We start from the raw sequence: 14420 nt of genomic DNA, 5'->3' as shown, positions 1-14420 counted from the left end.
ATGGCCACCCTCTACCCCCTGATCCCGCTCCTGGCCGGGGTGGTCATGCTCTGGGCGGTCACACGTGACACGCGCCTGGAACTGCGGCTGCGCCGCCACGGGATGCGCGCCAAGGCACGCGTGATCGGCTACCACGAGACCTCCACGGCCTCCCGGATGATCGTGCAGTTCCGTACCGAGGACGGGCACGAGGTGCACGCCGAGCACGAGAACACCGGGTGGACGGCCTCCCGCGCCGGGGAGATCGTGACCGTCGCCTACGACCCCGACACGCCCGAGCGGGCCCGGATCGTGTCCGCGCCCTGGCTGTCGCACTACGTGCGGGTGCTGTTCGGCGGCCTGGGCGCGATCCTGGTGTTCACGGGGCTGCTGCTGGGCTACCTGGCCTGGCGCTGACGGACTCCTCGCGCGGGGCGGAGTAGCGGACCAGGCGCGAGGGCAGGGCGCCGTCCAGGGTGGCGCGGGTGCGCACGCGCACCCCGCACAGCAGGTCGGCCACGCCCGCGCCGTCGGGCCGGACCAGGGCGCTGCCGGCGTGCGCCGCGGCCACCGCGAGCGCGTACCAGGGCAGGTCCAGGGCCACGAGGACGACGACGGGGCCCTGGAGCAGGCAGGTGCGCGCCAGGACCCGCCGGCGGGCCGCCGGGGCCGGGTACCCGCGTTCGCACAGCGCCAACCGCACCGAGGCGGCGCCGGGGGTGGCGCGGTCGCGGCGCGTCAGAGCGGGGACCAGGGCCAGGGCCCCGCCCAGGCACAGCAGGGCGGCCGTGCGCGCCCCGGTTCCCGGCCCCGAGGCGCCGAGCGCCTGCGCGCAGAGGGCGAGGGCGGCCGCGCCGAACCACCACAGGCCCAGGTCGAGCATAGCCCCGGTGAGCCTGCGCACCGGGCCGGGCACGGCGCGGTCCGCGACGGCCGCGGGCCAGCCGCGGGCGTACCCGGGCGGGAGCGCCCACCGTGCGAGCAGCCAGCCGAGCAGGGTCGCGGCCGCACCCCAGGCCACGAGCCCCGCCGGGGAACCGGCGTAGGCGCACGGGTACAGGCCAAGGAGTCCGGTGGCGCGGACGGTGACCACGGCCGCGGCCAGGGCCGCGCCCAGCAGCACGGTGAGCGCGGCGCCTCGGCGGAAGCGGTGCCGGGCCAGCAGCCCGACCGCCAGGAACAGGGCGAGGACCCCGGACTCCCCGGGCCCGGGCAGGAGTTCCCGGCCGGACCGGCCGCCGCCGAGGGGGTCCGCGCACAGGCCGTCGGCGGAGGCGGGCAGTGGCCAGACCGCGTACGCCGCCAGGCCGACGCCCGTGGCCAGGGCGGCCGCGGTGCACAGGCCCGGCCAGCCGTGCGGACGGCCGTAGCGGCGGTACTGCAGGCGCAGGTAGAGCGCCGCCGCGCAGACCACCAGCAGCGGAACCCCCGCGACCGCGGCCTCCACGGCGAGCGGTCCCCCGCCCAGCGGCTGGCCCATGCGCATCCTCCCGTCACGCGGTGTCCCGTCTTCGGCACGCAACGCTAGTACGCGCGACGCCGGAGCGCGGGTCGAACGCGGACATTCGCGGCGGCGGCCGGGTCCGGGGAGGGCGGATCCGGTCACCCGGAGCAGGACTTGCCATACTCTCCGCCATATGTGACCTTTGCCCTATTGTCACAAGGCTTCACAGGAGGAAACACCCCTACCGCCCACCCGAGAGGTGGACATTCTCGTCTCCCATGGCAGACTGCCCCCACCACCCGGATATTTCAGCGTTTCACCGGCGAGGTACGATCCCCCACGCCGAAATGCCGCGTTTGTGGTTACCCTGCGGTACGTCCCGTGTCGAGAACCCCCCACGGACACAGCCCGCAGGACACGGGACCGCGCACAGGCGGACCGGGACGCGCCGACTCCCCCAGCGGCCCCCACCCCCACAAGACCCCCGGACGCGGATCGACAGGAGAACCGTGCAGGCAGTACCCGAGCGACGCGGTCGGAGCATCACCTCCCGCATCCGCGCAATGGTCATGATTCCCACCACCGCCCTGGTGGTGCTCTGGCTGGCCCTGACCGTGGCCCTGGCCGGGGACGCGGTCGTCCAGCGCCTCCGCGCCAGCGCCACCGACGACCTGGTCGCCCCGGCGGCGATCGGCCTCGTGGACGTGATGCGGGAGCGGACGCAGACGATCGCCCGCATCGAGAACCCGGGGGACGCGGAGATCGAGGGCCAGCTGGCCGAGGCCCGCGAGAGCACCGACGACTCCCTGGGCGCGATCGTGGGCGAGCTCGTCGGCTTCGCCGACATCGCCCCCGGCGAGAGCGGCCACCACATCGAGATGCTGCACGCGCAGTACGGCGAGATCGACGCGATCCGCGCGGCGGTGGACGCGGGAGAGGCCTCCCGCACCGACGTCCTGGACTACTACAACGAGCTGATCCTGCACGGCGCCGACAGCTTCGACAGCCAGACCCGCGCGGGCAGCGACGGGAACAGCGCGGTCAACCCGAGCTTCACCGCGACCTACATGTTCCGCACGGTCGACCTGTTCGCGCAGTCCGACGCCCAGATCGCCCGCGCCTTCGCCACCGACGAGCTGACTCTGGAGGACCAGCGCCGGTTCACGGAGCTGGTCGGCTCCTACGAGAGCATGCTCGCCGCCAACGGCCACTACCTGGAGGGCGAGGGCCAGGAGGCCCGGCTGGAGAACCTGCTGGCGAGCCAGGAGTACGCCGACCTCCAGCGCATGCAGGACGAGATCGTCGACCGCCAGGTGACCACCGAGACGGTCACCGACCCGGTGACCCTGGTGCCCAGCGAGGTCCAGGACCTGTCCATGCCGGTGGACTACGCCGCGTGGGACGACGCCTACGACCACGTCCTGTCCGAGCTCACCGCGATCGGCGCCGACGAGGCCCTGTACGCCGCGGACGTCACCCGCGCCGAGGCCAACCGGGCCCTGTTCGTCGCCGTGGCGGGCAGCCTCGGCGTCGCCGCCGTCATCGGGTTCGCCTTCGTGCTGGCCCGCCGCTCCTCCAACGTGCTCACCGAGCGCCTGCTGCGCCTGCGCGACGACTCCAACGACCTGTCGGAGAACCGTCTGCCCGACCTCATGCGCCGCCTGCACGAGGGCGAGCGCGTGGACACCGAGGCGGCCCTGCCCGCGCTGGCCGCCAGCGACGACGAACTCGGCGACGTGGCCAGGGCGTTCAACACCGCCCAGCGCGCGGCCGTCAACGCGGCGGTGCAGCAGACCGAGCTGCGCCAGGGCGTCAACCGCGTGTTCCTGAACATCGCGCACCGCAGCCAGACGCTGGTCCACCGCCAGCTGCGCCTGCTGGACCGGATGGAGCGCGAGCAGGAGGACCCCGAGCAGCTGGCCCAGCTGTTCAAGCTCGACCACCTGGCGACCCGCTCCCGGCGCAACGCCGAGAACCTGCTCATCCTGGGCGGCGAGGCGCCGGGCCGCACCTGGCACCGCCCCATGCCGCTGATCGACGTGCTGCGCGGCGCCATCTCCGAGTCGGGCGACTACACCCGCGTCAAGCGCGAGCGGATCGCCCGCGTGCACCTCAACGGCCCGGCCGTGGCCGACGTCATCCACCTGGTCGCCGAGCTGGTCGACAACGCGGCGATGTTCTCCCCGCCGCACACCCACGTGCGCCTGAGCAGCGAGGACGTGCCCAACGGCGTGACGGTCGAGATCGAGGACCGGGGCCTGGGCATGACCGAGAGCGAGTTCGCCTCGGCGAACGCGCTGCTGTCCAGCCCGCCCGAGTTCGACGTGATGCGCCTCAACGAGAAGATGCGCCTCGGCCTGTTCGTGGTCTCGCACCTGGCCCACCGCCACGGCATCCGCGTGCACCTGCGCCCGTCGCCGTACGGGGGCGTGCAGGCCATCGTCCTGCTGCCGCACGAGCTGATCTCCGGCGACCGCTCCCCGCTGCCCTCCGACGAGAGCGGCGAGCAGGTATGGGACGTGCGCGAGATCCTGGACCGCACGCCCGGCGGCGAGCTGTCGTCCGGCAGGCGCGTCAAGCCCGTGCTGACCTCGGTGTCCGCACCGAAGGAGGAGGCCCCCGCCCGGGAGGACGAGGACTCCGCGGACCCCGCCGGGAGCGAGGGGGAGGGCTCCGGGACCGCCGAGGCCGCTGAGGCCCCGGCTGGCGGCGCGGACCTCCTCGACGCGGACGGCGACCGCCCCGCGCTGCCCACCCGGACGCCGCTGCCCACCCGGACCCCGTCCGTCAGCGCGGTCCCCGACCCCGAACCCTCCGCCGACGCCGAACCGCCCGCCATGGTCGAGGCGGGCGGGGGACGACCGCCGCTGCCCAAGCGGCGGCCCCAGGAGAACCTGGCTCCGCAGCTGGCCGCCGACCCCGCGGCCGACACCCGGAGCGGCCCCGCGACGGTGGGCGCGTCCTCCCCGAACGGGGCCCAGGACGGCCAGGAGCGTCTGGCGCGCCTGCGCCGGAACATGTCCGCGTTCCAGAAGGGTACGGACCGCGGACGGCGCGAAGGCAAGCAGCAGACCAACGACACCGACAAGGACGCGTAACCGTGACGAGTACTCCCGAAAGCGCCCAGCGTGACAGTGGAAGCGGCGCGGGCAAGAAGGACATCGACTGGCTGCTGGACGAGCTGCTCGACCGCGCGGTGGGCTCCCGCCACGCGATCGTGCTCTCCGCCGACGGGCTGCTGATCGGCCGCTCCCGTGAGCTGGTCAAGGAGGACGCCGAGCACCTGTCCGCGGTGGCGTCCGCGTTCCAGAGCCTGGCCCGGGGCACCGGCCGCCACTTCGGCGGGGGCGAGGTGCTCCAGACCGTCGTGGAGATGGAGAGCGCGTACCTGTTCGTCACCGGCGCCGGCCGGGGGGCGTGCCTGGCGGTCCTGGCCGAGGAGAGCGCCGACGTCGGCCTCATCGCCTACGAGATGAACGTGCTGGTTGAGCAGGTGGGCCGTTATCTGGACGCCGCGCCCAGACGCGAGGGCGCTTCCGGGGAAGCCACGCGATAGGGGACGCCATGCAAGCGCACAACGAGTTGCCGCCCGAGGAGGATCCGCACGGCCTGCCCCAGAGGGACGCGGTCGGCGGGTACGACGAGGGCGCCGCGGTCGGACAGCAGGACGCCGGGCCGCTGGTACGGCCGTACGTGATCGCGCAGGGGCGCGACCACGCCGACACCGTGCAGCTGGACATGATCAGCGTCGTGATCGCGGCCAAGCGGGCCGAGGTCGACGAGATGGCGCTGGAGCCGGAGCAGATACGCATCCTGGAGCTGTGCCGGCGGCCCCTGTCAGTCGCCGAGGTGTCCGCGCACCTGGACATCCCGGTGGCCGTCGTCAAGGTCCTGCTCAGCGACCTGCTCAACCGCGGCCTCGCCTTGGCCCGCGCCCCCTACACAGCGAAGAGCCCGGTCAGCCGGGACGTACTCCAGGCGGTTCTCGATGGCATCCAGCGACTCTGACGACACGCAGGCGCCCGTTCCGGCGGCGCTCAAGATCCTCGTGGCGGGGGGTTTCGGGGCCGGTAAGACCACGATGGTCGGATCGGTCAGCGAGATCGCTCCGCTGAGCACCGAGGAGGTGATGACCGAGGCCAGCTACGGGATCGACGACTTGTCGGGCGTGGAGGCCAAGACGACCACGACCGTGGCGCTGGACTTCGGCCGCATCACCATCAACGAACACCTGGTGCTGTACCTGTTCGGGACGCCGGGCCAGGAGCGGTTCTGGTTCATGTGGGAGGAGCTGTCCGAGGGGGCGCTGGGCGCGGTGGTCATCGCCGACACCCGCCGCCTGGAGACGTGCTTCGCCGCTGTGGACTTCTTCGAGCGGCGCGGCGTGCCGTTCGTGGTGGCGGTGAACTGCTTCGAGGGCGCCCACCGGTACGAGCCCGAGGAGGTCCGCGCCGCGCTGAGCCTGGACCCCGCGATCCCCGTCGTGCTGTGCGACGCGCGTGAGCGCGAGTCGGCCAAGGCGGTGCTGGTGACGCTGGTGAACCGGGTGGCCGAGCGGATGGCCGCCTGAGTCCGTTCCGGGAGAGGGGCGGGGGCCGGTCCCCCGCCCCTCTCGTGTCGTCAGCCGGGGACGAACCCGGGGTTTCGGACGCCCCGCCGGGTTGCGGACACGCTCGGAGACCCGGAGCCGGTGTACACAAGGGGCTTCCAGGTAAAGTGCGCCCCGTGGAGCGCCGCGGGCGTGCCACACCCGCAGACCATGGCCCCGTCCGAGCGGGCCCGCACGAAGGTGACTGGAGTTGCCAATGAAGCGGTTCGAGTGGCGCGACCGGATCCATGCCCTGGACGCCGAGGACGACTGTGAGCAGATCGTGCGCATCCTCGGCAGCCACGAGTTCCCATGGGACATCGAACAAGCCCTGGGCCTGGCCCTGTACCGCACCTACGCCGTGCCCAGCGTCGGCGAGCTGCTGGCGCACACGCGCGAGTTCACCGAGCGCACGCAGCACCGCTACGACGACACGGCGCTGATCCTCAACGACATCATGGAGCACGGATTCGGTCCGGGCCGCGGCCGCGACGCGCTGCGCCGCATGAACCAGATGCACCGCTCCTACGACATCAGCAACGACGACTACCGCTACGTCCTGAGCACCTTCGTAGTCATGCCGGTGCGCTGGATCAACGACCACGGCTACGGCTGGCGCAGGCTGAGCGACCACGAGATCGCCGCCAACACCAACTACTACCGCAAGCTCGGCAGGCACATGGGGATCAAGGACATCCCCGAGGACTACGCCGGGTTCCTCGAACTCTTCGACTCCTACGAGCGCGAGCACTTCGCCTACACCGAGGGCGGCCGGGCCGTCTCCGACGCCACCCTGGGGCTCATGGTGGACCTCTACCCGGCCTGGCAGCGGCCCCTGGTGCGCCCCTTCACCAAGGCCCTGCTCGACGACCGGCTCATCCAGGCCTTCGACTACCCCGAGCCCTCGGCCGCCTGGCGGCGGCTGAGCGCGGGCGCGCTGAGGCTGCGAGCCCGGGTGGTGCGCCTGATGCCGCCGCGCCGGGAGCCGCGCTGGGCCAGGATGAGCCCCAACATCCGCAGTTACCCCCGGGGCTACGAACCGTCCCGGATCGGCACCTTCCCCCAGGGCTGCCCGGTCCCGCACGGCATGGTGACCCGCGAGGTCGCCGCCACGGGCGCCCGCGTGCCCGCGCCGGACCAGGCGGTCGCACCCGCGGGCGGGGAGGCGTCCGAGGGGCCCGCCGGGGAGGCGTCCGCGCCGGCCTCCGAGGAGGACGCGCAGAGGTAGCGGCCCCCGGCCCCGATCCCCTCTCCCCTGCCCGACCGACCCCCTCTCCCCGAAGGAAACCGCAGATGAAGCGTTTCGACCTCAGAGACGAGATCCACCACCTGGACCACGAGGCCGACTGCGTACGGATCATGCAGATCCTCAACTCCCAGGAGTTCCCCTGGGACATGGGGCGGGCGCTGGGCATCGCCCTGTACCGCACCTACGCCGTGCCCAGCATCGGCGGACTCCTGGGCCGGACCGACGAGTTCACCGGCAGCACCCAGAAGCGCTACGACGACACCGCGCTGATCCTCAACAACATGATGCGGTACGGGTTCGAGCCCGGTCGGGGCCGCGACGCGCTGCGCCGGATGAACCAGATGCACCGCTCCTACGACATCAGCAACGACGACTACCGCTACGTGCTCAGCACGTTCGTGGTCATGCCGGTGCGCTGGATCAACGACCACGGCTACGGCTGGCGCAGGCTGAGCGAGCACGAGATCTCGGCGATCACGCACTACTACCGCAGGCTCGGCCGGTACATGGGGATCAAGGACATCCCCGAGAGCTACGCACAGTTCCGGGAGCTCCTCGACTCCTACGAGCGCGAGCACTTCGCCTACACCGAGGGCGGCCGGGCCGTCTCCGACGCCACCCTCGACCTGATGGTGTCCTTCTACCCGCGGCGCGTGTCCGGGCCGGCCCGGAAGTTCTCCATGGCGATCCTGGACGAGTCGCTCATCGAGACCTTCCGCTACGAGCCGCCCAGCAGGGCGTGGCGGCTGGCGGCGCACCTGGCGCTGAGGCTGCGGGCCCTGGTGGTGCGCCGGATGAAGCCGCGCGAGGTGCCGCTGTGGGCGGAGGACAACCCGAACATCCGCAGCTACCCCGAGGGGTACGACGTCAACCGGATCGGCACCTTCCCGGCGGGCTGCCCCGTGGCGCACGACGTGGACCCGGTGGCGCACGAGGAGCTGTACGGCGAGGGCGGCGGGACGGGCGGCGCTGCTCCCGAGGGCCGGGAGGCCCCGGAGGCGGCACGGCCCTCCGCGGCGCCGGAAACCGCGGAGCCCTCCCCGGCCGCGCGGACCCGGGAGGCTCCGGCGGCCGCCGCCGAGGCCTCCGCGGACGGGCGCGTGTGACCGCCGCGGCCGACTCCGCGGCGTCCGGGGGCGCCGCGGTGGGAGGGGCCTCGTCCGGGACGGCCGCGCCGGAGGGCGCCGCCCGCGGCACGGTCGGCGGGCCGGGCGCTCCGCTGCCCCGTTCCGTGCACGCCTGGTACGGCAGCGGCGCGGTGGCCACGGGGATCTTCAACACGGTGCCCGGGCTGCTGCTCCTCATCTACCTGACCGACACGCTCGCGGTGAGCCCCGCCCTGGCCGGGGCGGTGGTGCTCCTGCCCAAGGTGGTCGACCTTCTGGTCAGTCCGTATATCGGGATCTGGTCGGATAGGACGCGTTCGCCGTGGGGGCCGCGGCGCCCGTGGATGCTGGCGGGGGCGCTGACCCTGCCGGTGCTGTTCGCCGCGATGTTCGCCGGGCCGCCGCTGGAGGGCGGCCCCGCCGCGCTGTACGTGGCGGGCGTGTTCGTGGCCGCCGCGCTGGCCTCGTCGGTGTTCCAGGTGCCGCACACGGCCATGCCCGGGGAGATCACCTCCGACTACCACGAGCGGTCCACGTTCAACACGTGGCGGACCGCGTTCGTCGGGCTCGCCCTGATGCTGGGCGGGGCCCTGGCGCCGGTCGTCCAGTCGATCCCCGCGGACCCCGTGGCCGGGTACCGGCTGATGGGCCTGCTCATGGGCTGTGTGGTGCTGGTGTCGATGCTGGGCTCGGTGGTGGGCACGCGCCGGGCGCCGCGCCCGGTGTTCGCGCACCGCACGGAGGGACTGGCGGCCCAGCTGCGGGTGGCCTTCGCCCACCGGCACTTCCGGGTGCTCTTCCCCGCCAACCTCCTGATGGCCACGGCGGGCGGCACCATGGTCGCGGGCGTGCCGTACGTGACGGCCAACGTCATGGGCGAGCCGGGCTACACGAGCCTGCTCATGGTGTGCGTGCTGGTGCCGCTGATCGCGTCGGCCCCGCTGTGGCGGCGGTTGTCCCTGCGGGTGGACAAGCGCCGCGCCGCCGGGTACGCGGCGGCGGTGTTCGCCCTGGGCGGTCTGGGCCTGCTGCTCATCCCGCTCTGGGGCCTGCCCGGCGCCGTGCTGTCCTCCGTGCTGGTGGGCGTGGGCCTGTCCGGGACGACGCTGCTGCCGTGGTCGATGCTGGCCGACTGCCTGGCCACCGCCGACGCCTCCGGGCGGCGGCAGGGCGGCGTGCTCTCGGGCGTGTGGACCGCCGGGGAGGCCATGGCGCAGTCGGTGGGAACCGGGCTGCTGTCACTGGCCCTGGCGGTGAGCGGCTACGTGGAGTCCGGGGCCGGGGAGGCGGTCCGGCAGAGCGACGAGGCGCTGCGCGGCATGCTGGTCGGCAGCACGCTGGTGCCCGCCGCGGTGATGCTGTGCTGCCTGGTGCCGCTGGCGTTCTACCGGCTGACCGCCGAGGAGGCGGGCCCGCGTCGAGAGGCGTGAGGTCGTGTACTCGACAGTCCGCGCGTTCCTACGGATCTACGGGCCCCGCTGACCGGAGGCGTGGCCGGTGTGGCAGCTGGTCCCCGGCCTCGGTGGCGGGGCACGAGCGCCCCGCCAGCCGCCTCAGGGAAGCAGAACGAGTTTGCCGCGCCCGCTCCCCGAGCGGCGACCGGCGCGGGGCCCGCCGCCGGTCCGCTCCCGGCACCCGCCCGGCCTCAGCGATTCAGGCGGCGCCACAGCGGGCGCGGGAGCAGCCGCATCCCCGCGAAGAGAGGCTGGAGCACGCGCGGCGCCCACACCGTGGTGGCCCCCGAGCGCAGCCCGGCCGACACCGCGTCCGCGACCTGGCCCGGCGTGGCCGGGAAGGGGGCGGGCGCCACGTGCGCCGACATCCGCGTCGGCACGTAGCCCGGCCGCACCACCAGCACCCGCGCGCCGGTCCCGTGCAGGGAGTCGGCCAGGCCCTGCGCGAAGCCGTCCAGGCCCGCCTTCGCCGACCCGTACACGAAGTTGAACCTGCGCACCCGCACCCCCGCCACGGAGGAGAGCACCACGAGCGTCCCGTGGCCCTGCTCGCGCAGACGGGCGGCCACGGCCAGGTCGGCGGACACGTGCCCGGTGTAGTTGACGGCGGCGGCGCGGGCGGCGGCGGCCGGGTCGGCCTCGTACTCGGACTGCTCACCCAGCACACCGAACGCGTCCACCACCACGTCCAGATCGCCCACCAGCTCCACCGCGGCCGCGACGGTGCCGGTGTGGGTGTCGGGCAGACCGGCGTCGAAGTCCACCGAGTGCGTCCGCGCCCCGAGCGCGGTGAGTGCGCCCGGCGGGGAGGGCACCCCGCCCCGGGCGGCCAGCACCACCTCGCGGGCGCCCTCGCGGACCAGCCGTTCGACGATGGCCAGGCCGATCTCGCTGCGGCCGCCGAGCAGCAGCACGCTCCGCACCGCTCCCACCGAGTCGCGCACGGCTGTCCCTGCCTTTCCGGAAGTTCGTGTTTCTTTTGGGCCTCCGCTTCGCTTCGTCCCCCCGTCGCCCGCCACCACCCTCAACGGACGCCTACGGCGCGGTCCTTCTTGTGTTCGAGCGCCCGGAGAACGGGAATCGGGTTGAAGGAGCGCAGTGGTGCCTCCGGTGAGACGGCTCGTCCCTCGCAGTCTCACCTCCGCCACCTCCAGAACCCCGTGGGCGCCCGAACGACCCCTCTCGCGCTGAGGCTCGTTCGAAGAAGAGGTCCTGGACGGCCGTCATCGTGCCACCGAGGGGCCGCGCTGTCACAACAGCCGCAGTCGGCGGGCCAGGTCCGAGACCAGGACCCCGTCCGGGTCGGCCCGCTCGCGCACCCGGCGCCACGCGGGCAGACCGGGGTACATGGCGTGCACGGCCTCGGGGCTGGCACGGCTGTCCTTGGCCAGGTACAGGCGGCCCCCCGCGCCGACCACGCGCTCGTCGAAGCGGTGCAGCAGGGGGCCGAGTCCGGGCAGGTCGGCGGGCAGGTCCACGGCCAGCGACCACCCCGGCCGGGGGAAGGAGAGCGGTCCCGGCGTGGGCCGCCCCATCCTCTTGAGGACCGCCAGGAAGGAGGGCGCGCGCCTGCGCGACAGCTCCCCGGCGATCCACGCCAGGACGTCCTCCGCGCCGAAGGGCACCACGAACTGGTACTGCACGGCGCCGTGCCTGCCGTACAGCCGGTTCCACCCGTCGAGCGCGTCCAGCGGGTGGAAGTAGCCGCCCACCGCCTGGATCCGGCCGCGCCGCCTCCCGGGCGCGCGGCCGTGTTCGAGCGCGTTGAACGCGCCGACGGTCCACCGGTTCAGGGTGGCCGTCGGCGGGGTCAGGGGCGGCACGGGCAGGCTCGTGCTCCGGTACCGCAGCGGGTCGCGGCGCAGCGGTCTCGGGAGGTCGCCGGGCTCGGCGTGGTGGGCGCGGGTGACCACGCCCCGGCCCAGGCCGCGCCCGCGGGCGAACAGGTCCAGCCAGGCCACCGAGTACCGGTGGCCGGGGCGCGCCATCAGCTCCAGGGTGGCCTCCAGGTCCGGCGTCCGGTCGGCGTCCACCCGCATGTACGCGGTCCGGACCGGGATCACGCCCAGGGTGGCCTCGGTGACCACCCCGGTCAGGCCCATGCCGCCGACGGTCGCCCAGAACAGGTCGGGGTCGCCGCCGGGTTCCGGTCCCAGGCGGCGCGTGAGCCCGTCCGGGGTGACCAGGGTGAGGGAGCGCAGGTGCGCGCCCAGGGAGGAGTCGGTGTGGTGGTTCTTGCCGTGGACGTCGGCGGCGACCGCCCCGCCCAGGGTCACGCGGCGGGTCCCGGGGGTGACGGGGACGAAGAGGCCGCGGGGCAGCAGGCGGGCGAGCAGGGCGTCCACGCTGGTGCCCGCGGGGGCGGTGACCTCGCCGCGCTCGGCGTCCACGCGCACGGGGCCGGTGAGCCCGGTGCAGTCCAGCACCAGGCCCCCGGCGTCCTGGGCGGCGTCGCCGTAGGAGCGGCCGAGCCCGCGCGGCAGCGCCCCGCGCTCCCCCGCCCGGGCGAGCGCCTCGGCGACCTGGGCGGGCGTGCGGGGGCGCACGACGCGGGCGGCCGTGGGCGCGGTGCGCCCCCACCCGTGCAGGAGGGTCGGCCGATCCGGCTGCCGGTTCACAGGTGGATCCCCGCCGCGACCAGGACCGCGAGCCCGCAGAGGATGAGCTGGAGGGGCCGGTCGCGCAGGGCGATCTCCTCGGGCTCCTCCCCCACGCCCCGGTCCACGAGCAGGTTGTAGCGCAGGACGAACATGATGAACGGCACGATACTCAGCGCGTGGAAGAGCGTCCTGGGTCCGTCGCCCGGTTCCAGCGCCCACAGGCAGTAGGTGACGATCATGGCGCCCGAGGCCATGGTGCGGGTCTGGGAGAGGTAGGCGGTGCTGTAGCCGCGCAGGACGGGCCGGACCGCGGCCGCCTCGGCGGCAGGTTCCCCGGGGGCGTCGCCGGGCGCGGCGGCCCCGGCGCCGGACACGCCGGTCGCACGCAGTTCCGCCTCGCGCTTGCCGACCACCACCAACAGCGCGGCCAGCGACACCACGATCACGAACCACGAGGTCAGCGGCACGCCGACGGCCACCCCGCCCGCCACCGCGCGCAGCACGTGGCAGGCCGCGACCGCGACCAGGTCGCACACCACCAGGTCCCGCAGGTAGCGGGTGTAGACGAGCGTGAGCAGCACGTACCCGGCGACCAGCGCGGACAGCGCGGGATCGCCCAGCGCCAGGGAGACCAGCGGCGCGGCGGCGCTGAGCGCGGTCCCGACCGCGACGGCCACGGGGACGGGGAGCGCGCCGGAGGCCACCGGGCGGTGGCGCTTGCGCGGGTGCGCGCGGTCGCGTCGGGCGTCGTGGACGTCGTTGAGCAGGTAGGTGCCGCTGGCGGCCGCGCAGAACAGGGCGAACACCGCGGCGCTGGTCAGCAGCGCCCCGGTCTGCGTCAGGGCCCCGGCCGCGGCGGGCGCGGCCAGGACGAGGAGGTTCTTGAGCCACTGCCGGGGGCGGCACGCGCGGACCAGCGCGCCGAGCGTCCCCCCGTCGCCGCGCGCAGCCCCGGCCGCCGCCGGTCCCGTGGCCCGCGTCCTCTCCGTCACCGCGGCCGGGGGGTGCCGGGCCGCACGCCGACGCGCCCGGTCGGGAGCGTCGGCGAGGGACGGGTGCGGGGGTCAGTGGTGGTGGTCACGACGGCGGCCCGTGACGAACAGGACGACCGCGACGCCGATGAACCCGACACCGGCGACGAGGCAGACGACGGGCAGGGTGGTCTGGAGGAGGGGCAGCACGGTGCGTCCCTGCTCGGAGTTGGCGACCGCGTTCTGGACGGACTCGTCGTTGGAGACGAGTTCGGCGTCGAACAGCGTCAGGACCTCCTCGCCGTCCACGACGACGACGCGGTTCTGGTCCTCGCCGATCTTGAGGGGGGAGCCGGTGACGGGCTCGATCCAGTAGGTGCGGGTGATGGAGAAGACCTCGTCGCCGGTGACGTCGCCCTCGCCCTCCATCCCGGCCACCGAGCGGGGCAGGGTGCGCTCGCCGATGACCTCGTCCTCGACCTCCTGGACGAACTTGTAGGCCTCGACGCCCCCGACCTCCTCGGTCCCCTGGAACTCCATGGGGACGACCTCCCGCGCGGTGGTCTCGTAGAAGTCGTAGTCGCGCTGCTCGGTGAAGAAGGGGAACTTCCAGGCCTGGCCGCTCTGGGCGACGGACTCGTCGTTGACCATGGAGTCGCAGCAGTCGACCGCCTCCCCGGTGACGCGGTCGTGCCCGGCGCGGCGGCTGCTGGAGGTGATGCCGAAGTCGGTCTCGGCGTCCCTGACCCAGGTGAACTGGTCCCACACCACCGTCTCGTCGGTGCTGGAGGCCACGTCCGCACGGATGGTCGAACGCGCCTCCAGGGTGGCGTCCTCGACGAGCTCGACGTCCTCGATGTTGAAGTAGGTGGCCCCGTCGGCCTCGAGGACCGTTTCACTGTAGTAGTCCAGAGGAGTCTTCATCAGGGAACTCGACAGCCACGTGCGCATCATGGGGGCAAAGGCGAGGAAGAAGACCCCAAACGCGACGAGAACGACCGCAACGGTACGGCGCATGTGCCCTCCTGG

At 73.7% G+C, this 14420-nt stretch carries 13 protein-coding genes; 8 read left to right on the top strand and 5 right to left on the bottom strand.

Features of this window, described 5'->3' with window-relative positions:
• On the top strand, positions 1-396 hold the full coding sequence (locus ACSTA4_RS05260) for a DUF3592 domain-containing protein (protein WP_013151336.1): 396 nt from the start codon (positions 1-3) through the stop codon (positions 394-396).
• Here ACSTA4_RS05260 and ACSTA4_RS05255 read toward each other — a convergent pair.
• Entirely contained in the window at positions 359-1459 is a 1101-nt protein-coding gene (locus ACSTA4_RS05255; RefSeq protein ID WP_444962610.1) for an antibiotic resistance protein VanZ, read from the bottom strand. The two genes, ACSTA4_RS05260 and ACSTA4_RS05255, sit on opposite strands and share 38 nt — an antisense overlap.
• A 473-nt stretch (positions 1460-1932) precedes the next feature.
• On the opposite strand from ACSTA4_RS05255, the gene ACSTA4_RS05250 reads away from it, so the two are divergent.
• The 7 genes from ACSTA4_RS05250 to ACSTA4_RS05220 all read left to right on the top strand — a co-directional run bounded on the left by ACSTA4_RS05250 (position 1933) and on the right by ACSTA4_RS05220 (position 9796).
• Positions 1933-4521 carry a nitrate- and nitrite sensing domain-containing protein gene (locus ACSTA4_RS05250; protein ID WP_444962609.1) on the top strand — a complete coding sequence of 863 codons (2589 nt, stop codon included), beginning with the start codon at positions 1933-1935 and terminating at the stop codon, positions 4519-4521.
• Between the two features lie 2 nt (positions 4522-4523).
• Positions 4524-4979: a roadblock/LC7 domain-containing protein gene (locus tag ACSTA4_RS05245; RefSeq protein WP_013151333.1), complete on the top strand. Its 456-nt coding sequence runs from the start codon at positions 4524-4526 to the stop codon at positions 4977-4979.
• An 8-nt stretch (positions 4980-4987) separates the two neighbouring features.
• On the top strand, positions 4988-5431 hold the full coding sequence (locus ACSTA4_RS05240; protein WP_212641354.1) for a DUF742 domain-containing protein: 444 nt from the start codon (positions 4988-4990) through the stop codon (positions 5429-5431).
• The gene (locus ACSTA4_RS05235; RefSeq protein WP_212641355.1) at positions 5412-5993 is read left to right on the top strand and encodes a GTP-binding protein; all 582 of its coding nucleotides are present in this window, start codon (positions 5412-5414) and stop codon (positions 5991-5993) included. The genes ACSTA4_RS05240 and ACSTA4_RS05235 overlap by 20 nt, the downstream gene beginning before the upstream one ends.
• Positions 5994-6228: 235 nt before the next feature.
• On the top strand, positions 6229-7239 hold the full coding sequence (locus ACSTA4_RS05230) for an oxygenase MpaB family protein (protein WP_444962608.1): 1011 nt from the start codon (positions 6229-6231) through the stop codon (positions 7237-7239).
• A 65-nt stretch (positions 7240-7304) separates the two neighbouring features.
• Positions 7305-8366 (top strand): oxygenase MpaB family protein, encoded by a 1062-nt coding sequence (locus ACSTA4_RS05225; protein WP_444962607.1) that lies wholly within the window; start codon positions 7305-7307, stop codon positions 8364-8366.
• Positions 8363-9796: an MFS transporter gene (locus ACSTA4_RS05220; RefSeq protein WP_444962606.1), complete on the top strand. Its 1434-nt coding sequence runs from the start codon at positions 8363-8365 to the stop codon at positions 9794-9796. Before ACSTA4_RS05225 ends, ACSTA4_RS05220 begins: the two co-directional genes overlap by 4 nt.
• Before the next feature lie 215 nt (positions 9797-10011).
• On the opposite strand, the gene ACSTA4_RS05215 is transcribed toward ACSTA4_RS05220, so the two are convergent.
• The 4 genes from ACSTA4_RS05215 to ACSTA4_RS05200 form a co-directional block, all read right to left on the bottom strand.
• On the bottom strand, positions 10012-10764 hold the full coding sequence (locus tag ACSTA4_RS05215; RefSeq protein ID WP_248773661.1) for an SDR family NAD(P)-dependent oxidoreductase: 753 nt from the start codon (positions 10762-10764) through the stop codon (positions 10012-10014).
• Between the two features lie 306 nt (positions 10765-11070).
• On the bottom strand, positions 11071-12438 hold the full coding sequence (locus ACSTA4_RS05210) for an FAD-binding protein (protein ID WP_444962605.1): 1368 nt from the start codon (positions 12436-12438) through the stop codon (positions 11071-11073).
• Positions 12435-13412 carry a decaprenyl-phosphate phosphoribosyltransferase gene (locus tag ACSTA4_RS05205; RefSeq protein ID WP_444962604.1) on the bottom strand — a complete coding sequence of 326 codons (978 nt, stop codon included), beginning with the start codon at positions 13410-13412 and terminating at the stop codon, positions 12435-12437. Before ACSTA4_RS05205 ends, ACSTA4_RS05210 begins: the two co-directional genes overlap by 4 nt.
• 72 nt (positions 13413-13484) lie before the next feature.
• Positions 13485-14408, bottom strand: a complete 924-nt coding sequence (locus ACSTA4_RS05200) for a DUF3068 domain-containing protein (protein WP_444962603.1) — start codon at positions 14406-14408, stop codon at positions 13485-13487.
• Between the last annotated feature and the right edge of the window lie 12 nt (positions 14409-14420).

This window comes from Nocardiopsis sp. M1B1 (genome assembly GCF_052466615.1).
The sequence above is the reverse complement of the archived record's forward strand: the minus strand, read 5'-3'. Positions and strand labels throughout refer to the sequence as shown.